This is a genomic window from Serratia sp. J2 (genome assembly GCF_046269175.1).
GTDB classification, from domain to species: Bacteria; Pseudomonadota; Gammaproteobacteria; order Enterobacterales; family Enterobacteriaceae; genus Chania; species Chania fonticola_C.
In genome coordinates this window covers 169,325-194,179 of record NZ_JBKABN010000006.1, presented here as the reverse complement: position 1 = coordinate 194,179, position 24,855 = coordinate 169,325, and the positions used below count along the sequence as shown (strand labels likewise).

23 protein-coding genes are annotated in these 24,855 nt (G+C 56.4%); 12 read left to right on the top strand and 11 right to left on the bottom strand.

Annotation, left to right across the window (positions count from 1 at the left end):
• Positions 1-71: 71 nt before the first annotated feature.
• The 4 genes from ACKWMY_RS08970 to ACKWMY_RS08955 form a co-directional block, all read right to left on the bottom strand.
• Positions 72-515, bottom strand: a complete 444-nt coding sequence (locus tag ACKWMY_RS08970; RefSeq protein WP_021180553.1) for a helix-turn-helix domain-containing protein — start codon at positions 513-515, stop codon at positions 72-74.
• Between the two features lie 582 nt (positions 516-1,097).
• A complete protein-coding gene (gene phoA / locus ACKWMY_RS08965) occupies positions 1,098-2,510 on the bottom strand; it encodes an alkaline phosphatase (protein ID WP_409486200.1) in 1,413 nt (470 codons plus the stop codon).
• A gap of 138 nt (positions 2,511-2,648) precedes the next feature.
• Positions 2,649-3,356 (bottom strand): glutathione S-transferase N-terminal domain-containing protein, encoded by a 708-nt coding sequence (locus tag ACKWMY_RS08960; protein WP_199063743.1) that lies wholly within the window; start codon positions 3,354-3,356, stop codon positions 2,649-2,651.
• 77 nt (positions 3,357-3,433) lie between these two features.
• A complete protein-coding gene (locus tag ACKWMY_RS08955) occupies positions 3,434-4,117 on the bottom strand; it encodes an ArsR/SmtB family transcription factor (RefSeq protein ID WP_074031722.1) in 684 nt (227 codons plus the stop codon).
• A gap of 79 nt (positions 4,118-4,196) precedes the next feature.
• Here ACKWMY_RS08955 and ACKWMY_RS08950 point away from each other — a divergent pair, with 79 nt between their 5' ends.
• Both ACKWMY_RS08950 and ACKWMY_RS08945 read left to right on the top strand, forming a co-directional pair.
• Positions 4,197-5,174 (top strand): cytochrome P450, encoded by a 978-nt coding sequence (locus ACKWMY_RS08950; RefSeq protein ID WP_409486199.1) that lies wholly within the window; start codon positions 4,197-4,199, stop codon positions 5,172-5,174.
• Positions 5,155-5,499 (top strand): antibiotic biosynthesis monooxygenase family protein, encoded by a 345-nt coding sequence (locus ACKWMY_RS08945; protein ID WP_098928001.1) that lies wholly within the window; start codon positions 5,155-5,157, stop codon positions 5,497-5,499. Before ACKWMY_RS08950 ends, ACKWMY_RS08945 begins: the two co-directional genes overlap by 20 nt.
• 56 nt (positions 5,500-5,555) lie before the next feature.
• Here the strand turns inward: ACKWMY_RS08945 and cynS are convergent, their stop codons facing one another.
• Both cynS and ACKWMY_RS08935 read right to left on the bottom strand, forming a co-directional pair.
• Entirely contained in the window at positions 5,556-6,026 is a 471-nt protein-coding gene (cynS, locus tag ACKWMY_RS08940; protein WP_409486198.1) for a cyanase, read from the bottom strand.
• A 26-nt stretch (positions 6,027-6,052) separates the two neighbouring features.
• The gene (locus tag ACKWMY_RS08935) at positions 6,053-6,706 is read right to left on the bottom strand and encodes a carbonic anhydrase (RefSeq protein WP_021180560.1); all 654 of its coding nucleotides are present in this window, start codon (positions 6,704-6,706) and stop codon (positions 6,053-6,055) included.
• A gap of 118 nt (positions 6,707-6,824) precedes the next feature.
• Between ACKWMY_RS08935 and cynR the strand changes: the two genes are divergently transcribed.
• A complete protein-coding gene (cynR, locus tag ACKWMY_RS08930) occupies positions 6,825-7,712 on the top strand; it encodes a transcriptional regulator CynR (RefSeq protein ID WP_409486197.1) in 888 nt (295 codons plus the stop codon).
• Positions 7,713-7,888: 176 nt separating this feature from the next.
• Entirely contained in the window at positions 7,889-9,481 is a 1,593-nt protein-coding gene (locus tag ACKWMY_RS08925; RefSeq protein WP_186581239.1) for an ABC-F family ATPase, read from the top strand.
• Between the two features lie 361 nt (positions 9,482-9,842).
• Here the strand turns inward: ACKWMY_RS08925 and moeB are convergent, their stop codons facing one another.
• Both moeB and moeA read right to left on the bottom strand, forming a co-directional pair.
• A complete protein-coding gene (moeB, locus tag ACKWMY_RS08920) occupies positions 9,843-10,652 on the bottom strand; it encodes a molybdopterin-synthase adenylyltransferase MoeB (RefSeq protein ID WP_199063063.1) in 810 nt (269 codons plus the stop codon).
• A gap of 2 nt (positions 10,653-10,654) precedes the next feature.
• Complete coding sequence (gene moeA / locus ACKWMY_RS08915; RefSeq protein ID WP_211136293.1) at positions 10,655-11,893, bottom strand: molybdopterin molybdotransferase MoeA; 1,239 nt, start codon at positions 11,891-11,893, stop codon at positions 10,655-10,657.
• Positions 11,894-12,011: 118 nt separating this feature from the next.
• Between moeA and ACKWMY_RS08910 the strand changes: the two genes are divergently transcribed.
• From ACKWMY_RS08910 to gsiD, 6 genes are all read left to right on the top strand, one after another.
• On the top strand, positions 12,012-12,548 hold the full coding sequence (locus tag ACKWMY_RS08910; RefSeq protein ID WP_024531258.1) for a DUF924 family protein: 537 nt from the start codon (positions 12,012-12,014) through the stop codon (positions 12,546-12,548).
• Between the two features lie 339 nt (positions 12,549-12,887).
• On the top strand, positions 12,888-13,847 hold the full coding sequence (locus ACKWMY_RS08905) for an isoaspartyl peptidase/L-asparaginase family protein (RefSeq protein ID WP_024531259.1): 960 nt from the start codon (positions 12,888-12,890) through the stop codon (positions 13,845-13,847).
• 19 nt (positions 13,848-13,866) lie between these two features.
• Positions 13,867-15,744: a dipeptide ABC transporter ATP-binding protein gene (locus ACKWMY_RS08900; RefSeq protein WP_024531260.1), complete on the top strand. Its 1,878-nt coding sequence runs from the start codon at positions 13,867-13,869 to the stop codon at positions 15,742-15,744.
• Between the two features lie 25 nt (positions 15,745-15,769).
• Positions 15,770-17,305 carry a glutathione ABC transporter substrate-binding protein GsiB gene (gene gsiB / locus ACKWMY_RS08895; RefSeq protein ID WP_024531261.1) on the top strand — a complete coding sequence of 512 codons (1,536 nt, stop codon included), beginning with the start codon at positions 15,770-15,772 and terminating at the stop codon, positions 17,303-17,305.
• 395 nt (positions 17,306-17,700) lie between these two features.
• Positions 17,701-18,621 (top strand): glutathione ABC transporter permease GsiC, encoded by a 921-nt coding sequence (gene gsiC, locus ACKWMY_RS08890; RefSeq protein WP_024531414.1) that lies wholly within the window; start codon positions 17,701-17,703, stop codon positions 18,619-18,621.
• Positions 18,622-18,633: 12 nt separating this feature from the next.
• Positions 18,634-19,539, top strand: a complete 906-nt coding sequence (gene gsiD / locus ACKWMY_RS08885) for a glutathione ABC transporter permease GsiD (protein ID WP_025119541.1) — start codon at positions 18,634-18,636, stop codon at positions 19,537-19,539.
• A gap of 180 nt (positions 19,540-19,719) precedes the next feature.
• Here the strand turns inward: gsiD and fghA are convergent, their stop codons facing one another.
• From fghA to ptrR, 3 genes are read right to left on the bottom strand one after another with little or no spacing between them, the layout of a single operon-like run.
• The gene (fghA, locus tag ACKWMY_RS08880; RefSeq protein WP_409486196.1) at positions 19,720-20,562 is read right to left on the bottom strand and encodes an S-formylglutathione hydrolase; all 843 of its coding nucleotides are present in this window, start codon (positions 20,560-20,562) and stop codon (positions 19,720-19,722) included.
• Positions 20,563-20,577: 15 nt separating this feature from the next.
• Positions 20,578-21,702: an S-(hydroxymethyl)glutathione dehydrogenase/class III alcohol dehydrogenase gene (locus ACKWMY_RS08875; protein WP_024485753.1), complete on the bottom strand. Its 1,125-nt coding sequence runs from the start codon at positions 21,700-21,702 to the stop codon at positions 20,578-20,580.
• A gap of 39 nt (positions 21,703-21,741) precedes the next feature.
• On the bottom strand, positions 21,742-22,644 hold the full coding sequence (ptrR, locus tag ACKWMY_RS08870) for a putrescine utilization regulator PtrR (RefSeq protein WP_024529303.1): 903 nt from the start codon (positions 22,642-22,644) through the stop codon (positions 21,742-21,744).
• Positions 22,645-22,749: 105 nt separating this feature from the next.
• On the opposite strand from ptrR, the gene ACKWMY_RS08865 reads away from it, so the two are divergent.
• Together ACKWMY_RS08865 and folE are read left to right on the top strand one after the other, a co-directional pair.
• Positions 22,750-23,907 (top strand): YbfB/YjiJ family MFS transporter, encoded by a 1,158-nt coding sequence (locus ACKWMY_RS08865; RefSeq protein ID WP_074028792.1) that lies wholly within the window; start codon positions 22,750-22,752, stop codon positions 23,905-23,907.
• Between the two features lie 273 nt (positions 23,908-24,180).
• Positions 24,181-24,846, top strand: a complete 666-nt coding sequence (gene folE / locus ACKWMY_RS08860; RefSeq protein ID WP_021180574.1) for a GTP cyclohydrolase I FolE — start codon at positions 24,181-24,183, stop codon at positions 24,844-24,846.
• Positions 24,847-24,855 lie beyond the last annotated feature (9 nt).

Genomic DNA, 24,855 nt, shown 5'->3' with positions numbered 1-24,855 from the left:
GGTGCTGCTGCGCCCGTTTAGCGGGAGCTGAAAAGGCCAATGGGTTTATACACCCGTTGGCCTTTTTGCTTTTAACGCTGGCCGACCCAGTTGGTGCAGCCTTCGTCTACGCATTGGCGCTTGTACAGTGAATGCAGGCTCGGTGTGCTGTGCCGATAGCTGTGCTCTGAGGAGAGGGCCACTTCATCTTGCTGCGGCGTGCGGCGATAGACCGCTGGCGTTTCACCGAACTGCTTTTTAAAGGCCCGGGAAAATGAAGGCTGGGAATCAAAATGGAACTGCAGGGCGATATCCAGTATTGGGCGAGGGGTAGCGCGTAGTGCCTGTGCGGCCTTGGACAAACGGCGCTCGCGGATATAGCTGCCGAGCGCATGACCAGTGGTACTGCGGAACATACGTTGTAGATGCCATTTGGAGTAGCCAGATTTTGCCGCCACGTTATCCAACAGCAGCGGTTGATCCAGGTGGTTTTCGATCCAGTTCAGCAAGTCATGAATGATATTGGCGCGATCCATTGGTTTAATTCTCCTGCAGCGACGACATTCGGGTCACAGTCAAATGGGACTTAATAATCCAAGTTTATTCTTTGATAATAGGCGCGCATGGGCGGTTACGCAAGGGTAAACTTGGATAATTGACGTGGCGAAAAATGCTCCGCCAGGGGTAGGGGTTTAGCTGCTCCTCAACCCATAGGGTGAGAGAGCCCCCCTGCGTCTCTGATGAGGCTGCGCTGCTCGAGAACGTGATGAGAAAGATAGATGGGTGATGTATTACGTAGAAAAATCAGCGAACTCGATCGGTCCTCCCTACTTTTTGGGAGAGAGAGTTGCTCTGCGTCTCTGATGAGGCCGTGCTGTTCCGGAACGTGATGAGAAAGAAGATGGATGAAGTATTACGCAGAAAAATCAGCGAACTCGATCAGTCCCCTCTCCTTTTGGGAGAGGGAGTTGCCCTGCGTCTCTGATGAGGCCGTGCTGTTCCGGAACGTGATGAGAAAGATAGATGGTTGATATATTACGCAGAAAAATCAGCGAACTCGATCGGTCCCCTCTCCTTTTGGGAGAGGGTTAGGGTGAGGGGAACACGCCCCCTCTGGATCACTTGATGTTCATGGCGTCGCGCATGGTGAAGAACAGGTCGGTCTGATCGGTCAGCCCCACAATATTGGCGGCATGCGGGCCATAAGCGGCAACGCGCAACTGAGTACCGGTATGGCCCTGAGAGCCTTCTTCCGAGTTGCCATAGCTGATGGTCATCACCGCGCCGTCTTTGGTGGTTAATGATTGGGTCAGCCCCGGTGCCTTGGCCTTGGCGGCAATAATCTGGCTGGAATGAGCGTGGTCGGCGGTGACGATCACCAGGGTATTACCATCGGCGCGGGCGAACTCCAACGCTTTTTGTACTGCCTCATCCAGATCGACCGTTTCGCCAAACTGGCCGCATGGGTTGGCATCATGATCCTGTTTGTCGATGGATGCCCCTTCCACCTGCAGGAAGAAACCGTTCGGATTGTTCTTCAGCAGCTCGATGGCTTTCTCGGTCATCGCCGCCAGCGTTGGCACATTGGTGCCGCGCTCTGGGTTATTCTCACAGGTCACCGCAGGCTGATCGAGATTACCGTGGTAGGACGCTTTTGGCCCCTTCCAACGTACTGGCATATTGCCTGGTGCAAACAGGCCTAACAGCGGCTTTTGCTGATTGGCGAGGTTAATCGCGTTCAGACCTTCGGCATCCTCCACCCATTGGTAGCCTAACGCGGTGGCCTGGGCTTTCAGCGTTTTCCCCTGCCATTCACCGCTTTTCGCCAACTGAGCGAAGGATTTTGCCCCACCGCCTAGCGTGACGTCGGCACGGGTTTTAATCAACTGCTCGGTGATTGATCCGTGCCCGCCGTTTTCCAGCGCGTTGCTGGCACATTGCTCACTGGTCTCCTCTGGGCCGTAGCACTTGCGCGAGGTTACGTGCGAAACCAGTGCCGCCGGTGTGGCATCTTGCAGTTCCGCCGTGGAGACGTTGCCGGTGGCTTTACCTGCGGCCTTGGCCAGTTCCAAAATCGTCGGTTGATCTTTGCCATTCACATCCACGCCTAACGCGCCGTTGTAGGCTTTGACGCCGGTAGCCCAGGCGGTGGCCGAGGCGGCAGAGTCGGTGACATAGTCCGGTTTATGGCTTTTCTTATCCAGTGAGTAGTGGGTGTATTGGCCGGTCAGCGGCAGGGCATCGATCCCCTTGAAATAACCGCCTGCGCCTTCGGCATAGTTGCGTGCACCGGTGATTTCCGAATCGCCCATGCCGTCGCCGATTAGCAGGATCACGTTTTTGGCGGTTTTATTCGACAGCGAAGCTTGCAGGGCGGCGGTTTGATCGCTTGCCAATCGGCGTGCACCGCCGGGCTCGGTAATATCGCCACGAGCCGCGCGGTTGTTGAGCTGATTGTTGTCAGCCAGGGCGGTGGAGCATAACAGAGCGGATAATACGGCGCTGGCGATCAGGGAAACGGACTGCTGCATGGGTAGGGCTCCTTGTCGTAATACAAAAATACGGTTGGCATTATTTTGTTACACGGGAGAGTAGAGCAGGAAAGTGACATTTTTATGACGAAAGACGAGTGAGAAGGGATAGCCTTTCCTGGCTATCCCAATGGGTTATCAGGCTTGGCGGGCAGGAATATTGATGCCGCGCTGTACGGCTGGCCTTGCCAATCCGCGTTCCAGCCATTGGCCAACAAGGGGGAAGTTGTCGAACTCCACCACGTCGCGCGCTTCATAAAAACCGATCAGGTTGCGTACCCAGCCGAGCAGGGAGATATCGGCAATGGTGTATTCCGAACCCATGATCCAATCGCGCCCTTGCAGCCGTTCTTCCAGCACACCCAACAGCCGTTTGGACTCCTTCTGGTAGCGTTCAAATGGCCGTTTGTCTTCATATTCACGCCCGGCGAATTTGTGGAAGAAGCCTAGCTGACCGAACATTGGCCCAACGGACGCCATCTGGAAAAACACCCACTGGATGGTTTCATAACGCTGGGCGGGATCCTTGGGTAACAACTGACCGCATTTCTCTGCCAGATACAGCAGGATAGCCCCGGACTCGAACAACGCTAACGGTTTGCCGTCTGGGCCGGCAGGATCGAGGATCGCCGGGATTTTACCGTTAGGGTTGAGCGACAGGAACTCCGGCGTCCAGGTTTCATTTTTGCCGATATCGATCAGGTGTGCCTCATAAGGTAGGCCGATCTCTTCGAGCATGATGGAGACTTTCACTCCATTAGGGGTCGGCAGCGAGTAGAGTTGTAACCGTTCTGGATGCTTGGCTGGCCAACGTTTGGCGATCGGGAATTGGTTAATATCGGACATGATAACTCCTCGGATATGACGGGATCGTCAACAGGTAAACCCATTGAGTATGGCAGCTAAGCTAGCGCGTCAGGCATTTAAAGCGCCAGGCCAAAATGTGCGCTCAGCGCTTTTCTACCGGCGGCGGTCAGTTGCAGCTCACGGCTGTCTAGCTGGCGCTGAACCCATCCGCGCTTTTCAAATGCGGCCAATATGGCAGCGCCCAGTGCGCCACCGAGGTGAGCCTTACGTTCGCTCCAGTCCAGACAATCGCAGGCAAAGCGCCGCCGGGTCGGGGCTGGGGAGCAATCGATACCCAACTGTGTCAAGGCAGCCTGCCCAGCCTCACTGAGCTGATAGTCGTTATCCCCGATTAGCCAGGCCCGTGCCAGCAACTGATGATGTAATTGGACCGCGATCTCACCCGCCATGTGGTCATAGCAGGTTCGTGCATAACGTAATGAGGCCGGAGTGCTACTTTTGACCGTCGGGCGTTCTACACCGGCCAACGCCATCAGGCTTTCCAGCATGTCGGCCACCGGTTTGCCCGCCAGACGGTAAAAGCGATTGCGGCCCTGTTTGACACAGCCGATCAGATTCTGTTCCTGCAAACGTGCCAGATGACTGCTGGCGGTGGAGGCCGCGACGTCCACCGCCGCACTCAGCTCCGTTGCGGTATAGGCGCGCCCATCCATCAGCAGGCACAGCATGCGCGCTCGGGTGCGATCGGCGATAGCGGCCGTCAATGCGGCCAGGCGGTCTTCAAGCGTATTGTCATTCATACTTCGAGAATAACCGAAGTATTGCTGCTCGTCTAACCCGACAATGTCTGCTCTCTATTCTCATCTGAAGGAAATTGCCATGACGGCCTGCCCCTTTTCAGTTGCATCGCAGCAAGCGGTGCGTGAAGCCTTAACCCATCCTCACCTCGGCGTTCGCCCCAAGGATGAGCCGGTGCCCGCAGCTTTAATTGGGACGCCCGCTCAATCGATTTTCGCCTCTCTGGTACGTATGAATGATGGTGCCGGGCAGCGTGAATTAAAGGGGGCGATCGAGGCGGCTCTGGCCGCGTTCACAGACGATGAGATCCGCCAGACTACGGTTTGCGTGGCTCAACGGTTAGCGGCCGGTTTGACAACGGCAGAGCAACTCACCCGGTTTAACTACGCTTTGCCGATTTGCGTGCTGGCAGACTTATTGGGCGTGGCCCATCAGGATCGATCTGCCTTGGTGGACGAGGTGTTGGACTTTGTGCGCTGTATTGCTCCTGGCGGTAGCGCAGAGCAGATGGCTGCGGGGGCCATTGCCGCCGGAAAATTGCAAACTCGTATGCAGCAGGCTGATGGGCCGCTGCTCTATCAATTGTGCCAATACATTGGCGATCGTGCTCTGGCGATAGCCAATGCCATCGGGCTACTGTTCCAAGCCTGTGAGGGGACCGCCGGATTAATCGGCCAGACGCTGTTACTGACAAGTCAGCGCCATCAACCGGCAGAGGCGTTGATCCAGGCGGTGTTGCAGCAAACTCCACCGATCCATACTACCCGTAGGTTTGCGCGACAGGCTACGTTGCTTGATGGTCAAACGCTGGCGGTGGGGCAGAGCGTATTGGTGCAGTTGAAAACGCCGCAGGAGAGTTTTGCCTTTGGTCATGGTGCTCATCGTTGCCCTGGAGAACGTTGGGCATGGTTGATCGCCTTGGTGGGGATCGGCCATTTATCCAAACTCAACCTTAAGCCCGAACTGTTAAGCCAGTTTCGCTGGCGTGTTTCGCAAAATGCGCGTGTACCTGAATTTTATACTGCCGAGGAGAACGATGATGATCGCGGTGATTTTTGAACTACGGGCTGCCGCTGGGCAGCGGGAAACCTATCTAGAGTTGGCGGCGGAGCTGAAACCGTTGCTGGCAGAAATTGACGGCTTTATCTCTATCGAACGTTTTCAGAGCCTGAGCGAGCCGGACAAGTTGTTATCGCTGTCGTTCTGGCGTGATGAGGCGGCGGTACAGCAGTGGCGCAACCTGGAGCAACACCGTCAGGCCCAGGCGCGTGGCAGGCATGAGGTGTTGGAATATTACCGGCTGCGGGTGGCAGAGGTGGTGCGGGATTATGGCTTGGAACCGCGTGAGCAGGCTCCGGCGGATAGCCGCCATTTTCATGGTTGAATGATCCAGCGCCGAGGTTCCGGCGCTGGATTGTATTAACTTAATAATTTGATAACTTAAAATGGCTTGGTTGGCAGGTACTTACCATCCAGCGTGATCACCGCGCGTTCACCGCCATCGGGATCCTGGACCTTTTTGATATCCAGCTTGAAGTTGATCGCGCTGATCACCCCGTCACCAAATTGTTCATGTACCAGCGCCCGCAGGGTTGAGCCGTAGATCTGTACCATCTCGTAGAAACGATAGATGGTCGGGTCGGTCGGCACACCGCCGGGGATACTGCCGCGTACCGGGATGGCTTGCAGCAGGTGCACCGCATCTTCATCCAAACCCAATTTTGCTGCAACCACGCGGGCGGCCTGTTCCGGCAACGGATGCTGGCCAAGCAGTGCGGCGGTGACGAACGCTAGGCTCAAGCCGGTGCCTTGGTTAATCGCCTCAAAGGTCAGGCCCTGGCGGATTTTGGCATCCATGATGATGTCGGTCAGGTTCTGGCGTGCGCAAGTGTTTTGTAGAGATTGTGTCATGTGAAATCCTCTTGATGATTAATAGGTTAGAAACGTTGCATGGCTGGGCTGGCGGTGACGCTCGGGTTGCTCGCCAGCGGTACGAAACGGCGGGTATTGCCATCTAATGCGTCAATACAGCCGGTAGCGATATCGTAGATCCAGCCATGTAGCCGCAGATTGCCTCGATCGAGCGCCAGCGCGACCGAAGGGTGAGTTTTCAGGTTGGTCAGTTGGGCAATGACGTTTTCACGCACCATCGAGTTAATGCGATCGTGCTCGCTGGCGTGCTCATTGGCCTGATTGACCGCCTTGGCCGCATCGGCATAGCGCAGCCAGTTGGCTACGGTTGGCATGTGATCCAGGCATTTGCAGGTGGCAATGGCGGTCATGGCGCCGCAATCGGAGTGGCCGCAAATCACAATATCCTCTACGCCTAGCGCGGCAACGGCATATTCAACCGAGGCTGAAACACCACCAGGCTCAGGCCCGAAAGAAGGCACGATATTGCCTGCGTTGCGGATAACGAACAGGTCGCCCGGTTCGCGTTGGGTGATCAGTTCCGGCACCAATCGGCTGTCGGAACATGAGATAAATAGGGTGCGTGGGTTCTGGCTGGTGGCCAGACGTTTGAACAGCTCTGTACGCTCAACAAAAGCCTCGCGCTGGAACTTCAGAAAACCGTCAATAACCTCTTGCATGGTGACTCCATCAATGTGTGGCTTGCTTTCAATGGAGGCAAGAATGGACTTTTCTAGCTATAGGTTCCAAGACTCATTTATAATCACCACGATAGGGATGACTAATAGTTGAGGCGTTATGTTACTGCGGCACATACGTTACTTTCTGGCGGTGGCCGAGCAGGGGAACTTCACCCGGGCGGCAGAGGTGCTGCATGTTTCTCAGCCCACCTTGTCACAGCAGATCAAACAGTTGGAAGAGACGTTACAGGTAGAACTGTTTGACCGTTCCGGGCGGAGGGTGCAACTCACCGATGCGGGTCAGGTATGGATGCGCTATGCCCGTCTGGCGTTACAGGATCTGGATGCTGGCAAGCGGGCCATTCAGGATGTCGCAACGTTGGAACGCGGCAACCTGCGCTTGGCTATGACGCCGACCTTTACCTCCTACCTGATTGGCCCGTTGGTCGACGGCTTTTTCCGGCGCTACCCAGGTATTACGCTGAATATCCGTGAAATGACGCAGGATAAGATGGAGGCGTTATTGTGCGATGACCAATTGGATCTCGGGATTGCCTTCGAGCCGGTTCACTCTGCGGATATAGCCGCTACCAGGCTGTTCACGGAGCGGCTGCAACTGATGGTGGGGAAGGGACATCAGCTTACCAAGCACCGCGCTGCCTTGAATGTAGCGGAGGTGCAACAGGTGCCATTGGTGCTACTCAACGGTGATTTCGCCACGCGTCATTACGTGGACGAATATTGCCAGCAGCACGCGATTTATCCTCAGGTTGCCATGGAGGCGAATGCGATTAGCGCCATTGTCGAGATTGTGCGCCACGGCCAGCTCGCGACCATTCTGCCGCAGGCCATTGCACGGAGTAATCCGCTGCTGCTGCCTATCAAGCTGTCGGTTCCCATGCCCGAACGCCATGCGGTGGTGTTGCAACGCAAAGAGGGCTACCGCAGTGCAGCTTCACGGGCGTTGATTGCGATGTTGCAAGATCAGGTCAAGGAAATGGGCTAAAAAAGTGACGGGTTTGGTTATCCGTTAATTCGTTCTGATGGAGATATTTAGCTGGCGAATATCTCCACACCCCGAGCGCCGAGCAAATCTTCACCAAAACTTCCCACGATCTCTGTGTTGCGTTATGGCATAATGCGCGCCAAATCACATTCCCAATCAAATTAAGAGCGAGCGCTGTGTTAAGCACTAACAACATCACTATGCAGTTCGGCAGTAAGCCGTTGTTTGAAAACATCTCTGTCAAATTTGGCGGCGGTAACCGCTATGGTCTGATCGGAGCCAACGGCTGCGGTAAATCGACGTTCATGAAAATCCTCGGTGGCGATCTGGCGCCGAGCGGCGGTAACGTGTTCCTGGATCCGAATGAGCGCCTGGGTAAACTGCGCCAGGATCAGTTCGCTTTTGAACAGTTCAGCGTGCTGGACACCGTGATCATGGGCCACACCGAACTGTGGGCGGTGAAGGAAGAGCGCGACCGCATCTACGCCATGGCGGAGATGAGCGAAGAAGACGGCTATAAAGTGGCCGATCTGGAAGTGGCCTATGGCGAGATGGACGGCTACACCGCAGAAGCACGTGCCGGTGAGTTGCTGCTCGGCGTGGGGATCCCGGTAGAACAGCATTATGGCCCGATGAGCGAGATCGCTCCCGGCTTCAAACTGCGTGTCCTGTTGGCTCAGGCCCTGTTCTCCGATCCGGAAATCCTGCTGCTCGACGAACCAACGAACAACCTGGACATCGATACCATTCGCTGGCTGGAGCAGGTGCTGAACGAACGTAACAGCACTATGATCATCATTTCGCACGACCGTCACTTCCTGAACATGGTTTGTACTCACATGGCGGATCTGGACTACGGCGAACTGCGTGTCTACCCAGGTAACTACGACGAATACATGACGGCGGCTACCCAGGCTCGTGAGCGCCTGATGTCTGACAACGCCAAGAAGAAGGCGCAGATTAACGAATTGCAGTCCTTCGTTAGCCGCTTCAGTGCCAACGCATCCAAATCCAAGCAGGCTACCTCCCGTGCCCGCCAGATCGACAAGATCCAGTTGGAAGAGGTGAAAGCCTCTAGCCGTCAGAACCCGTTCATTCGTTTTGAACAGGACAAGAAACTGTTCCGTAACGCGCTGGAAGTGGAAGCGCTGGCCAAAGGCTTCGACAACGGCCCGCTGTTCAGCAAACTCAACCTGATGGTTGAAGTGGGCGAGAAAGTGGCGATCCTGGGTGCCAACGGTATCGGTAAATCTACCCTGCTGAAAACGCTGGTGGGTGACCTTCAACCGGATAACGGCACCGTGAAATGGTCCGAAAACGCCAAGATCGGTTACTACGCACAGGATCACGAATACGAGTTCGATGAAACCCTGAGCGTGTTCGACTGGATGAGCCAGTGGAAGCAGGAAAAGGATGATGAGCAGGCGGTACGCAGCATTCTTGGCCGTCTGTTGTTCAGCCAGGACGATATCAAGAAGCGTGTAAAAGTGCTGTCCGGTGGTGAGAAGGGCCGTATGCTGTTCGGCAAGATCATGATGCAGCGCCCGAACATCCTGATCATGGATGAACCGACCAACCACATGGATATGGAATCCATCGAGTCACTGAACATGGCGTTGGAAATGTATGAAGGGACTTTGATCTTCGTTTCTCACGACCGTGAGTTCGTTAGCTCGTTGGCCACACGCGTTCTGGAAATGACCCCGAACAAGGTGATCGACTTTACCGGCAACTACGAGGACTACCTGCGTAGCCAGGGTATCAACTGATCCCTTCGAGTCGGCCCTCACCCCAACCCTCTCCCACAGGGAGAGGGAGCAGTCCAGAGTGCTTGGTTAGCCCGCACTGCTTCGGAACGTGATGAGTAGAGAAAGATAGGTATTACGCAGAAGAATTAACGAACTCAATCCGTTCCGTCTCCCATAGGGAGAGGGAGCAGTCCAGAGCGATTGGTTAGCCCGTACTGCTTCTGAACATGATGAGTAGAGAAAGATAGGTATTACGCAGAAGAATTAACGAACTCAATCCGTTCCGTCTCCCATAAGGAGAGGGAGCAGTCCAGAGTGCTTGGTTAGCCCGTACTGCTTCGGAACGTGATGAGTAGAGAAAGATAGTTATTACGCAGAAGAATTAACGAACTCGATCTGTCCCCTCTCCCTGTGGGAGAGGGCTAGGGTGAGGGGCAGCATCTTTACCACACACCTCACACCGCGGATCCTTCGGCAGCTTCATCTCGCGAAACTGCATGCTCATCGCATCAAACATCAACAACTTCCCCACCAAAGGCTGGCCATAGTTTGCCAACAGCTTGATGGCTTCCATCGCCTGTAACGTACCGATAGTGCCGACTAAAGGGGCCATCACGCCAGCCTCAACACAGGTCAGCGCATTTTCCCCAAACAGCCTGCTCAGGCAGCGATAACAGGGCTGTTCTGGCTGATAGGTAAAGACGCTGAGCTGGCCCTCCATGCGGATAGCGGCCCCTGATACCAGAGGTTTACGCTGTGCATGGCACAGGCGGTTGAGCATATCGCGGGTCGCCACGTTATCGGTACAGTCCAGTACCACGTCGCAAGCGGCAATCTGCGCCGCCATTTGCTCGTCATCCAGCTGTGTGTCTAGGGTATCAATACGGATATGAGGATTGATGGCACTCAGCTCAATGCGGGCAGATTCGACCTTCGCCATACCAATGCGATCATCCCGGTGCAGGATCTGGCGCTGTAGATTGGAGAGGGAAACCGTGTCGAAATCAACCAGCGTCAGATGGCCGACGCCAGCGGCAGCCAAATAAGGCGCAGCCGCACAGCCCAGCCCGCCAAGCCCAACGATCAGCACGTGCGCCGCCTGCAGCTTTTCCTGACCGTCGAAGTCGAAACCCCGCAGTACGATCTGGCGGTTGTAGCGCAGCGCTTGTGCATCGGTTAATTCCGGCAGCATGTTCAGTTCCTCAGCAACGCATTGAAAGGTTCGATCTCTACTGTCTCACCAGCGGCCACCGAGCCACGTTCGCGCTCCAGCACGATAAAGCAGTTACCCTGGCTGAATGAGCTGAACACGTGGGAACCCTGATGGCCGGTGGTGCTCACTTCCAGCTCGCCTTGGGCATTGCTGGTGAAAATACCGCGCTGGAAATCGAGGCGACCCGGCGACTTTTTCAGTGGCGTCAGAGCGCGAGCTTTCAGGCGGGGTGGCAGTTGCCATTCGGTATGACCGGCCAGCTTGGCCAGCAGCGGTTGCACCAGTTGATAGAAAGTCAAAGCAGCAGAGACCGGGTTGCCAGGTAGGCCACAGAACCAGGCGTGCTGGAGCTTGCCGAAAGCAAAAGGTTTGCCCGGCTTGATGGCCAGCTTCCAGAAGCTGACTTTGCCCAGTTCATCCAGCATCTGCTTGGTGTAATCGGCTTCACCGACGGAAACGCCGCCGCTGCTGATCACCACGTCGGCTTCGCTATCCGCCTGGATAAAGGCCGCGCGTAATGCTTCCTGATTATCACGAATAATCCCCAGATCGATCACCGTGCAGCCGAGCTGTTCCAGCATCAGGCGTACGGCAAAGCGGTTGGTGTCGTAGATCTGCCCGGCTTGCAGTGGCTGGCCGACCGGCTGCAATTCGTCACCGGTAGAGAATACCGCCACCTTCAATTTACGCATCACCTGGACATCGGCCACGCCCAATGAGGCCAGTAATGGCAGCTGTGCTGCCCCCAGGGTGATCCCAGCGGGTAGCACGCTCGCCCCGCGCAGGATATCTTCCCCCGCCAAACGGATATTTTGCCCGGCGTTTACCGGGGCGTTGAAACGCACTCCAGCCTCGGTCACTTCAGCCTGCTCTTGCATGATCACCGCATCCGCACCGGCTGGAATGGGTGCTCCGGTCATGATGCGTACGCAGGTGTTAGCAGGCCAAGTATCCGTAAACGGAGCACCGGCAAAGGCTTTACCCGCTACCGGTAAAGGAGAGTTGCCGTTCAGGTCACTTAGACGTACTGCGTAGCCGTCCATTGCCGAGTTGGCGAAGGGCGGGACATCGATAGGGGAGACCACCGGGGCGGCGGTAATGCGCCCGGCTGCGCTGGTCAAGGCGATAGATTCGCTCTGTTGCAGTGGTGCGATCTGGGAGAGCATTTTCTCCAGTGCCTGCTCAAGAGAAATGAGGTCAGAAGTATGACAGTGATCCATAAACAAAACTCCGTAATCGGCGTGCGCGAATTTTTCGGCAAAGTAGGGCTATTATGGCAGATAACGCCGTGGTGGAGAAACCAGGTTAACGTATTGAAATCAATAACAGGAGACAGTTATGCACCAGCACGTACTGGATTTTTGGTTCGAAGAGATCGACCCAGTCATGTGGTTTAAAAAGGACGATGAGTTTGATCGTGTACTGCGCACCCGCTTTGGCCAACTGTGGCAGGCGGCGTCCCAAGGAGAACTGGCACATTGGCGTGCAACCATCAAAGGAAGACTGGCGGAAATCATCGTGCTCGATCAGTTCAGCCGTAATCTGTTCCGTAACACGCCACGCTCCTTTGCTTGTGACGGAATGGCGCTGGTGCTGGCTCAGGAAGCGATCGCCACTGGGCTATGTGAAAACCTGACGGTCGAGCAGCGCGGCTTCCTTTATTTACCTTTTATGCATTCCGAATCCGCGTTGATCCACCAGCAGGCGTTGGAGCTGTTTCGCCAATTAAATAATGGTGACCAGTTGGAGTTTGAAATACGTCATAAAGCCATAATCGATCGTTTTGGACGTTATCCCCATCGTAACGAGATATTAGGCCGGGAATCTACGCTTGAGGAGCAGGAATTTCTGCAACAACCGGGATCGGGTTTCTAAATATTTTTCATTGGCGTGTAAGCGGGGAATAGCGGAGAAGGGCATGGCCACCGCTTATTAAACCTGAGCCAAATCGGGCTATTTCCTGACGCCGACAATAGGCCGGTTAAATCCGTCAGTGGTAAATGAAAAGCTAGGTAACCCACTGTTTTTATAACATTTGGCTCTTTCAATGCACAAAATAGTCTAAGCAGGCTACGCTTAATGCTTGGCGACGAGTTTGTGCTTTACATCGATTGCCGGGCTAAATATAGTCGAAAAAGACTAAATAATAATTTTCTCTCCATTTTCATGCGGTACCTGCTTGAATTACCGCGGATAGACACAGGTGTCAGGTCAATGAGCAAACCAGTGATTGCCATTCATGGTGGTGCGGGCGCAATTACCCGTGCGGCATTGAGTGCAGAGAAAGAACAAGATTATATCCAGGCGCTTTCCGACATCGTGGCTGCCGGGCAGGCTATTTTGGCTGCAGGCGGCAGCGCACTGGACGCGGTCACGGAGGCAGTCAGGCTGCTGGAAGAGTGCCCGTTGTTCAACGCAGGCAAAGGCGCGGTATTTACCCACCAGGGCACACATGAGCTGGATGCCTGCGTGATGGATGGCCGTACCTGTGATGCCGGGGCGGTCGCCGGGGTCAACCGGATACGCAACCCGGTGCTGGCCGCGCGTGCAGTGCTGGAAAACAGCACTCATGTGCTGTTTGGTGGGGAAGGGGCAGAAAGATTTGCCGCCAATCACGGCCTGGAAATGGTCGAGCCCGATTTCTTCTTTACCCAGGAGCGTTTTGACCAATTGCACCGTGCTCAGGCAGAGCAGGGCCGGGTGTTGCTCGATCACGACGGTGCGGCGGCGCTCAGCGGTGACCCACTGGATCCCGATCGCAAATTTGGCACCGTGGGTGCGGTAGCTCTGGATGCTCTGGGCAACCTGGCAGCGGCCACCTCAACCGGCGGCATGACCAACAAGGCGGCAGGGCGCATTGGCGATACGCCGATTATTGGCGCGGGTTGCTATGCCAACAACGCCACTGTGGCGGTCTCAAGCACCGGTACCGGCGAAATCTTTATGCGCACCGTCGCGGCCTACGACGTGTCTGCACTGATTGAATATGCCGGTCTAACCCTGCAACAGGCCTGCGATAAAGTGGTGATGGAAAAGCTGTTGGCGCTGGGCGGCAGCGGCGGGCTGATTGCCATCGATCGTTTTGGCAACGTCGCGCTACCGTTTAACAGTGAGGGAATGTATCGCGGTTTCGGCTATGTCGGCGATGCCCCTTCCGTTGGTATCTACCGCTGAACCCTTGCCGGGAGGGCAAATGACCGATACGGCCATCCAGCCGCAGGCAGAACGTGGGCTGATTTTACCGCCCGAGCGCGTACTGGCGGTGAGCGATCTGTGCGTGCAATTTCGCCAAGAAGGCGACGTCGTTGAGGCGGTGCGCCATCTGGACTTCGACGTCGACCGTGGCGAAACTCTGGCGATCGTTGGAGAGTCAGGCTCCGGCAAGTCGGTCACCTCGCTGGCTTTGATGCGTCTGGTCGAGCAGGGTGGCGGTGAGTTGACCAGCGGCGCGATGCATTTTCGCCGCCGAAACGGCCAGGTGCTCGATCTGGCCAAGGCGAAACAGAGCACCCTGCGAACCTTACGCGGCGCCGATATGGCGATGATTTTTCAAGAACCGATGACTTCGCTCAACCCGGTGTTTCCAGTGGGGGAGCAGATCGCTGAATCTTTGCGTCTGCATCAGGGAATGGATCACCGCAGCGCCAACCGCGAAGCGCTGCGCATGCTCGATCTGGTGCGCATTCCCGAGGCCAAAAACGTTCTTGGCCGCTATCCGCATCAACTGTCTGGCGGGATGCGCCAGCGGGTGATGATTGCCATGGCGCTGTCGTGCAAACCGGCGCTGCTGATTGCCGATGAACCCACCACCGCGCTGGACGTCACCATTCAGGCGCAAATCCTGCAGCTGATCCGCGTGTTGCAGCAGGAAATGCACATGGGGGTGATCTTCATTACGCACGATATGGGCGTGGTGGCGGAGATTGCCGATCGGGTACTGGTGATGCACCAAGGCGAAAAGGTGGAACAAGGGGAGGTGTGCTCGTTGTTTGCCGCTCCGCAGCAGCCTTACACTCAAGCTTTGTTGGCCGCCGTACCGCAGCTGGGCGCGATGGCAGATAAAGACTTCCCGGCAAAATTTCCGTTAGCTGGCGTAGACGATAATGACCAGCCGCAAGACACCATACCCGCAGGAGCTACGCCGATCTTGCAGGTAGAAAATCTGGTCACGCGCTTCGATCTGCGCAGCGGCATTCTCAACCGCGTCACGCGCCGTGTGCATGCGGTGGAAAATATCAGCTTTGACCTCTATCCCGGCGAAACGCTGGGGTTGGTCGGCGAATCTGGCTGTGGCAAATCCACCACTGGCCGTTCACTGTTGAAGCTGGTCGATAGCCAACGCGGCACCATTACCTTCAACGGTCAGCAGATCAACCGCTTGAAAGGCTCTGCCTTACAGCATTTACGCCGTGATATTCAGTTTATCTTTCAAGACCCTTACGCTTCCCTGGACCCACGGCTCACTGTTGGTTTCTCCATCATGGAGCCGTTGCTGGTACACAACGTCGCTCGCGGGGCGGAGGCCGAAAAACGGGTGGCCTGGTTATTGGAGCGGGTGGGGCTGAAGCCGGAACATGCGCGGCGTTATCCGCATGAGTTCTCCGGTGGTCAACGCCAACGTATTTGCATTGCCCGCGCGTTGGCACTCAACCCGAAAGTGGTGATTGCCGATGAGGCGGTCTCCGCGTTGGACGTGTCGATTCAGGCGCAAATTGTCAATCTGCTGCTCGATTTACAGCGTGAATTGGGCATCGCATTTCTGTTTATTTCCCACGATATGGCGGTAGTGGAACGAGTCTGCCATCGCGTCGCGGTGATGTATCTGGGCCAGATTGTGGAGATCGGCCCACGCCGGGCGGTGTTTGAAAACCCGCAGCACGCCTATACCCGTAAGCTGATGGCCGCCGTGCCGGTGGCCGATCCCACCCATGCGCATAAACGCCAGCCGTTGCTGGTGGATGAAATACCCAGCCCGATCCGTGGGCTGGATGATGAACCCGTTACCGCACCTTTAGTGCAGGTAGGGCCAGGGCACTTTGTGGCCCGCCACCCTATTGCCGGTGCCTTTTAGCCTTGCCTCAGGAGAGTTAAGCACTATGACTAAGCACACATTCAAGCGTAATGTTTTGGCCGCCGTACTGCTGGCCGCCGCTGCTGGCCCGGCTTGGGCTGCCAAGGATGCGGTGATTGCCGTAGCGTCCAATTTCACCACGCTCGACCCGTACGATGCCAACGACACCTTGTCGCAGGCGGTCGCCAAATCCTTCTATCAGGGGCTGTTTGGCTTTGATAAGGATATGAAGCTGGTGAACGTATTGGCAGACAGCTACGACGTCAGCAAAGACGGCTTGACCTACACCATCAAGCTCCAGCCGGGGGTAAAATTCCACGACGGCAGCGCGTTCGATGCCGAAGCGGTCAAGGTTAACCTGGATCGCGCCAGTAACCCGGATAATCGCCTGAAACGCTACAACCTGTTCAAGATGATCGATAAAACCGAAGTGGTCGATCCCACCACGGTCAAGATCGTGCTGAAAGCGCCATTCTCGGCGTTTATCAATAACCTGGCGCACCCGGCTGCGGCGATGATTTCCCCGGCGGCCCTTAAGCAGTATGGCAAGGAGATCGGTTTCCATCCGGTGGGGACCGGCCCTTACCAGTTTGAAACCTGGAACCAGACCGACTATGTGAAAGTGAAGAAATTCGACGGTTACTGGAAAGCGGGCTTACCGAAGCTGGACAGCATCACCTGGCGGCCGGTAGTGGATAACAACACCCGTGCGGCGATGCTGCAAACCGGTGAAGCGACCTTTGCGTTCCCAATCCCTTATGAGCAAGCCAAGGTGCTGGAGAAGAACAGCAAGCTGGATCTGGTGGCCGCGCCGTCGATCCTGCAACGCTACATCAGCATGAACGTGACGCAGAAACCGTTCGATAACCCGAAGGTGCGCCAGGCACTGAACTATGCGATCAACAAGGACGCGCTGATTAAGGTGGCGTTCTCTGGGTTTGCCGTTCCGGCAGAAGGCCCGGTGCCTCCGGCCATTGATTTTGCTACCCGCTACAACGCTTGGCCATACGATCCAGCCAAGGCGCGTGAACTGCTGAAAGAAGCGGGCTATCCGAACGGGTTTACTACCACACTGTGGTCTTCCCATAACCACAGCACCGCGCAGAAAGTGTTGCAGTTTGCTCAGCAGCAGCTGGCGCAGGTTGGGGTCAAAGTGACCGTTACCGCGATGGATGCTGGCCAACGTGCGGCGCAGGTGGAGAGCGTGGGCGTGAAGGACACTGGCGTGCGTATGTTCTATACCGGCTGGTCTGCCTCGACCGGCGAAGCCGACTGGGCGTTGACGCCGTTATTTGCCACCCAATCCGCACCGCCTAAGCAGTTCAACACTGCGTTTTACAGCAATCCGCAGGTCGACAAGGATCTGGCTGATGCGTTGGCCACCACCGATCGTGCCCAGAAGCAGGCTTTGTACCAAGATGCACAAGATCGCATTTGGGCCGATGCGCCTTGGATTTTCCTGGTGACGGAGCGCCTGCTGTCTGCCAACAACAAACAGCTGAGCGGTTTCTACGTGATGCCGGACACCTCGTTTAACTTTGATAACGCGGATTTGAAATAGACCCTCACCCCAACCCTCTCCCACAGGGAGAGGGAGAAGTTGGGTGTTGTGAACAGTTACAGGCGTTAATTTATGGCACTGTTCCGGTGGTGAGGTTAGCAACGGAACTTAATCAGTAGCACATTCAGTCCCCTCTGCCTGTGGGAGAGGGCTGATGGGTGTTGTGAACAGTTACAGGCGTTAATTTATGGCACTGTTCCGGTGGTGAGGTTAGCAACGGAACTTAATCAGTAGCACATTCTGTCCCCTCTGCCTGTGGGAGAGAGCGGATGGGTGTTGTGAGCAGTTACAGGCGTTAATTTATGGCACTGTTCCGGTGGTGAGGTTAGCAACGGAACTTAATCAGTAGCACATTCAGTCCCCTCTCCCTGTGGGAGAGGGTTAGGGTGAGGGGAATGCTTAATTATTTTCTAAAACGCCTGCTGGGCCTGATCCCGACGCTGCTGATCGTGGCCGTGCTGGTGTTCTTGTTTGTCCATATGCTGCCGGGCGATCCGGCGCGGTTGGCCGCGGGGCCGGAGGCAGACGAAGCCGTCGTCCAGTTGGTGCGTCAGGATCTGGGGCTGGACAAGCCGTTGCCACAGCAGTTTGTGCATTTCTTTGTCAATATTTTGCAGGGTGATTTCGGCACGTCGATGGTGTCCAAACGCCCGGTCAGTGCAGAGATCGCCTCGCGCTTTATGCCAACCTTCTGGCTGACCATCGCCAGCATGGTGTGGGCGGTGATTTTTGGCATGGCGATCGGCATGATTTCCGCCGTGTGGCGCAACCGCTGGCCGGACCGGGTGGGGATGACGCTGGCCGTGTCGGGTATCTCTTTCCCGGCCTTTGCGTTGGGGATGCTGTTGATGCAGGTGTTCTCAGTCAATCTCGGCTGGCTGCCGACGGTGGGAGCGGATACCTGGCAGCATTACATCCTGCCTTCAATCACGCTGGGTGCTGCGGTAGCGGCGGTGATGGCCCGCTTCACCCGCGCCTCGTTCGTTGAGGTGATGCAGGAAGATTACATGCGCACCGCTCGCGCCAAGGGCGTGCCGGAGTCTCTGGTGATCGTCAAACACGGGCTACGCAACGCCATGATCCCGGTGATCACCATGATGGGCCTACAGTTTGGTTTCCTGTTGGGTGGCTCAATCGTGGTCGAGAAAGTGTTTAACTGGCCGGGGTTGGGGCGCTTGCTGGTGGATTCGGTAGAAATGCGCGATTACCCGGTGATCCAGGCCGAAGTGCTGCTGTTCTCGCTGGAATTTATTCTGATTAATCTGTTGGTGGATATGCTGTATGCGGCCATCAACCCTTCGATTCGTTACCAATAGGCAGGCCGTATGATGAAGTATTGGCGGCGTAACGCCGCGCTCAAGGCAATGCCGGTGATTAATCCCAACGCGGTGCGTACGCCTTGGCATGAGTTCTGGCGGCGCTTTCGTCGCCAGCAGGTCGCAATGGTGGCCGGCGTGTTTGTGTTGCTGCTGGTGGCCGCAGCGCTGCTGGCACCGCATCTGGTGCCTTATGATGCGGAAAACTTCTTTGATTACGATCGGCTCAATGAAGGGCCTTCGCTGGTGCACTGGCTCGGGGTGGATTCGTTGGGCCGGGATATTTTCAGCCGTATTCTGATGGGCGCGCGGATCTCTTTGGCTGCCGGGGTGTTCTCGGTGTTGGTTGGCAGCGTGATTGGCACGGTGCTCGGGCTCTTGGCGGGCTATTACGAAGGCTGGTGGGATCGCATCGTAATGCGCATCAGCGACGTGCTGTTTGCCTTCCCTGGTATTCTGCTGGCGATTGGCGTGGTGGCGATCATGGGCAGCGGCATGGCGAACGTGATTGTCGCCGTGGCCATCTTCAGCATTCCGGCGTTTGCGCGCCTGGTGCGTGGCAATACTCTGGTGCTGAAGCATCTGACCTACATTGAATCGGCGCGCAGCATCGGCGCTTCGGACTGGACCATCATTCTGAGGCATATTTTGCCGGGCACCATCTCGTCGATCGTGGTCTATTTCACCATGCGTATTGGTACTTCAATCATTACCGCTGCCAGCCTGTCGTTCTTGGGATTGGGGGCGCAGCCACCAACGCCCGAATGGGGGGCAATGCTCAATGAAGCGCGGGCGGATATGGTGATTGCCCCGCATGTGGCGATCTTCCCCAGCCTGGCAATCTTCTTCACCGTATTGGCGTTTAACCTGCTAGGCGATGGGTTACGTGATGCGTTGGATCCGAAACTGAAGGGATGACCCCTCACCCCAACCCTCTCCCACAGGAAGAGGGAGCTGCCCGGAGCCTTTGGTGGGATCGTGCTGCTTCGGTAAGTGTGTGGTAAGTAAAACGAAAGTCAGGGTATTACACAGAAAAAACAGCGAGTCCGATCGGTCCCCTCTCCCTGTGGGAGAGGGCTAGGGTGAGGGGCAAATCACTCAGCGGAACAGATGCTCGGCATGAAAACGCAGATGATCCTCAATAAAGGTAGCGATGGTGAAGTAGCTGTGGTCGTAACCCGGTTGAATGCGCAGGGTTAACGGCCAGTCACGCTGGCGTGCCAACTCCGCCAGCTTGGCCGGTTGCAGCTGATCCGCCAGAAACTGATCCCCATCTCCTTGGTCAATCAACATCGGCAACTGCTCCGCCCCGCTGGCCAGCAAATGGCAACTGTCATAGTGCAGCCACTGCGTTTCATCATCCCCCAGATAGGCCGCAAAGGCTTTACGGCCCCAAGGCACCTGGCAAGGGTTGACGATCGGTGCAAAGGCCGACGCCGAACGAAAACGCTGCGGGTTACGCATTGCCATCATTAACGCACCATGGCCGCCCATCGAGTGGCCCGCAATGGATTGCCGATCGCTGACGCTGAAATGCTGCTTGATCAGCGCTGGCAGCTCATCGCTGATGTAGTCATACATGCGAAAGTGTTGATCCCAAGGTGCCTGAGTGGCATTGAGGTAGAACCCCGCCCCCTGGCCCAGATCGTAACCTTCGTCATTCGGCACCTCATCGCCGCGCGGGCTGGTATCCGCCATCACCAGCACCAACCCTAATTCTGCGGCAATGCGCTGGGCACCGGCCTTCAACGTGAAGTTTTCATCATTACAGGTCAGCCCCGACAGCCAATACAGCACCGGCGGCGGGTTATCGTCGCGCGGTGGTGGCAGATAGATACTGAACGTCATGTTGCAATTCAGGCTCTGCGCCGCGTGACGGTAACGTTGTTGCCAACCACCGAACATGCGGTGCTCTTCGAGAAGTTCTAATGACCTCGTCATCCTCTGCCTCCTGGCTTATTTATCGAAATGGATCACGGAACGGATCGATTTGCCTTCATGCATCAGATCGAACGCTTCGTTGATCTGCTCCAGCCCCATGGTATGAGTGATAAAGTCGTTCAGCGCGAACTCGCCGTCCAGATAACGCTGCACGATCCCCGGCAGTTGGCTGCGGCCTTTCACGCCACCAAAGGCGGAACCGCGCCAGACGCGGCCAGTCACCAGTTGGAACGGACGGGTCGCGATCTCTTCACCGGCACCGGCAACGCCGATAATGACCGATTCACCCCAACCCTTGTGGCAGCACTCCAGTGCAGAACGCATCACGTTGACGTTGCCGATACATTCAAAGGAGAAGTCGACGCCGCCGTCGGTCAGCTCGACGATCACGTCCTGGATAGGTTTATCGTAATCTTTTGGATTGATCAGATCGGTCGCGCCCAGCTTGCGAGCCAGCTCAAACTTGCTGGTGTTGAGATCGATACCGATGATGCGGCTGGCACCGGCCATCTGAGCCCCGATAATCGCCGATAGCCCGATGCCGCCCAGGCCGAAAATCGCCACGGTATCGCCAGCCTTGACCTTGGCGGTGTTGATCACCGCACCCATGCCGGTGGTGACGCCACAGCCAAGCAGACAAACTTCTTCCAACGGCGCTTCTTTGCTGATTTTTGCCAGTGAGATTTCTGGTACTACGGTGCGTTCAGCAAAGGTGGAGGTGCCCATGTAGTGGAAAATCGGCTTGCCGTCTTTAAAGAAGCGGGTGGTACCGTCTGGCATCAGGCCCTTGCCCTGGGTGGCGCGGATGGCCTGACACAGGTTGGTTTTGCCGGATTTACAGAATTTGCACTCGCCGCATTCTGGGGTGTACAGCGGGATCACGTGGTCGCCGACGGCCACGCTGGTCACGCCTTCACCGATCGCTTCGACTATGCCACCACCCTCGTGGCCCAGGATTGCCGGGAATACGCCTTCTGGATCTTTGCCTGACAGGGTATAGGCATCGGTATGGCAAACGCCGGTAGCGACGATGCGCACCAGCACTTCACCTTTCTGTGGCGGCATCAGATCGACTTCTTCAATCTTCAGCGGCTGGTTCGGGCCCCAAGCTACGGCAGCACGGGTTTTGATAAATTCCATGATTTTCGCCTCATTAAATTCTAGTGGTGCAGATTTTGGCTACTCTGTCAGGAGGATGGATTCTGCATCCATCTCCGTACTTTCAGCCTGTTCTATAATCAGTTGTTTTAACGCGCGGACGTTTGGCCCAAACGCATCACGCCGCCATAACAGCCAGGTGGCCGTTTCGGCAATGTCGGCAGGGAGTGAATGAACTTTGACCCGCTTGTAGCCGGGCAGCAGGTTGAGCACCGAATACGGGATCATCGCCAACCCGGCACCGCTGGCCACGCAGGCCAGCATGGAGTGATAAGACTGGATCTCCATGATGGTGCCTGGCAATGAACCGTCACGCTTGAACCAAGACTCCAGGCGCAGGCGATAAGAGCAGCTGGCGCGGAAGGCAAACAGGGTTTCCCCTTTGACATCCTGGGCGCTGTGAATGGGCGGATGATCCAGGCAGGTGATCACCACCATCCGCTCGGGGAAAGCGACGCAACCGTTCAGTTCATCATGCTGCAACGGGCCATCTACCAAGGCGGCAGCCAAGGTTCCCGCGCGTACACGCTCGATGATTTCTCCTGAGGTGCCGGTAGCCAGTGAAAGGGAAACCTGCGGGAATCGCTGATGATAAGCTGCCAGCAAGGTAGGTAGCCGGGTGGCGGCGGTGCTTTCCATCGAGCCAAGCGCAAAGTTACCGGCCGGTTCCCCGGCATGGGTGATGCTCATGGCTTCTTCACTCAGCGCCAGAATGCGGTGGGCGTAGCAGAGAAAATTATGGCCCATCGGCGAGAGGCGCAGGCGCTGTTTCTCACGGATAAATAGATCGGTGCCCAGTTCCTGCTCGAGCTGACGCAGACGCGTGGTCAAGTTTGACGGCACGCGGTGCAGTTGCTCGGCGGCACGGGCGACGGAGCCGGTTTCGGCCACGCAGCAGAACATGCGCAGTTGGGTGAGATCCATAACCTTCTCTTTTCGTGATGAACTTGATGAGTATTATTCAGTTTTTGTGAGTGTAATACTGCGGCATGCTAGCCGCAACTTTCTTTTAACAGGTTGGATACAGCGATGGCGCTAAAAATAGCCTTGAGTGGTTTTATTGCTTTGATCGTGGCGATGGGGATTGGCCGGTTTGCCTTTACCCCGCAGGTGCCGCTGATGATTGCTGAGCACCAGTTCACCCTGACCGGGGCCGGGCTGGTAGCGGCGGTCAACTACCTGGGCTACCTGTGCGGTGCCTATGATGCGATGCGTGCCAGCCGCCATGTGGAGCGCCGCCTGTGGCTTGGCGTATGGGGAGCGGTAGCGCTGACGCTGCTGTCTGCCTTGGTATCGGGGGAGTGGCTGCACGGTGCAGTGCGCTTTGCGATTGGCTGGGCCAGCGGTTGGTCGATGGTGCTGGTGGCGGCCTGGACTAACGAGCGGTTGGCGCATTATGGCCGTCCCGCGCTGAGTGCTGCGGTCTTTGCCGGACCTGGGGCCGGGATATTCATCAGCGGCATGCTGGCGGTGGCGATCAACAGCTGGGGGTTGAGCGCTTCACAGGCCTGGCTGGTGTATGGCGCATTGGCGTTGGTGTTAATTGCCGCGATCAGCATTAATTTGCCAAGGGCAGGGGAGCTGCATCGTCCCGATGTGAAGCCTGAGCCTCTGGTACTCACCCCGGCATTAAAGCGCCTGGTGTGGAGCTACAGCCTGGCGGGCTTTGGCTATATCCTGCCTGCGACCTTCCTGTCACAGATGGCGGCGGCCCGTTTCCCTGCCAGCCTGTTTGCCCAGTTTGTCTGGCCGATTTTTGGTGGTGCGGCGGTGTTGGGAATTATCATCGGTATAGCAACCCGTCATCGGCTCACCACGCAGACCCGTTTGGCAATCACGCTGTGGGTACAGGCACTGGGCGTGCTTTGTGCCGAGGTGGTGCCAGGTGTTACCGGTCTGGCATTAGGGGCCATGCTAACCGGTGGTGGGTTCCTCAGCGTGGTCCAACTATCTATCCAGCACGGTAGGGAATTGGCTCCGAATCACGCACGTTATATGGCCGGGCTGTTGACCACGGGGTATGCCATCGGCCAGTTGGTTGGCCCGATGCTCTCGGCGGTGTCAACGGCGCTGACGCATCGCCTGGAACCCGCGCTGTATGTGGCGGTGCTGGGGCTGCTGATCGCCGGTGTGCTGGTGATCAATACCCCGGCGCGGGCCGCGGTCAGCAAACCAACGTTATCTTGAGTAAAATACATACAAAAAATGTGGGATAGCCGCAGCCAGCCTGCTACGGGCTGGATGCGGATTTTTCATACCAGGATGAAACACAATCACTGGATAAACGTCTCACTCTCATCTAGAGTGGGGGAAAATATTGATCGGGTTCACGTTATCTATCCGTCGTCTTTCAAGCCGCAGCCAGCTCCTCCCCTGGATTGATAGGGGCGAGTAACCAGCAGCTGCAATTTGAAAGACTACGGGGATATTGCCGGGGCCGCCTGCTGGAGAGAAATCGCCATGACATCGTTAAGTAATGAAGCTGCACTGGTGCACGCGGCGCTTGAAGCGCGCGGCCTGGAAACTCCGCTATGTGGGGAAGTGTTGGATCGCGAGACGCGCAAGCGCCGTATCAAAGAGCACATGACTGAAATCATGCAGCTGTTGAACCTTGATCTGTCCGACGACAGCCTGGCAGAAACGCCGCACCGTATTGCGAAAATGTATGTCGATGAGATCTTCTCCGGCCTGGATTACGCCAACTTCCCGAAGATCACCGTCATCGAAAACAAGATGAAAGTGGACGAAATGGTGACGGTGCGTGATATTACCTTGACCAGCACCTGCGAACATCACTTCGTCACCATCGATGGTAAAGCCACCGTGGCGTATATTCCTAAAGACTCGGTGATTGGCCTGTCGAAAATCAACCGCATCGTGCAGTTCTTTGCCCGCCGCCCACAGGTACAGGAGCGGCTGACTCAGCAGATCCTGGTGGCGTTGCAAACGCTGCTAGGCACCAACAATGTGGCGGTCTCGATCGATGCGGTGCATTACTGCGTCAAAGCTCGCGGTATTCGTGACGCTACCAGTGCTACCACCACTACGTCGCTGGGCGGGCTGTTCAAGTCCAGCCAGAATACGCGCCAGGAGTTCCTGCGTGCGGTGCGTCACCATCACGGTTGATAGCTGCCC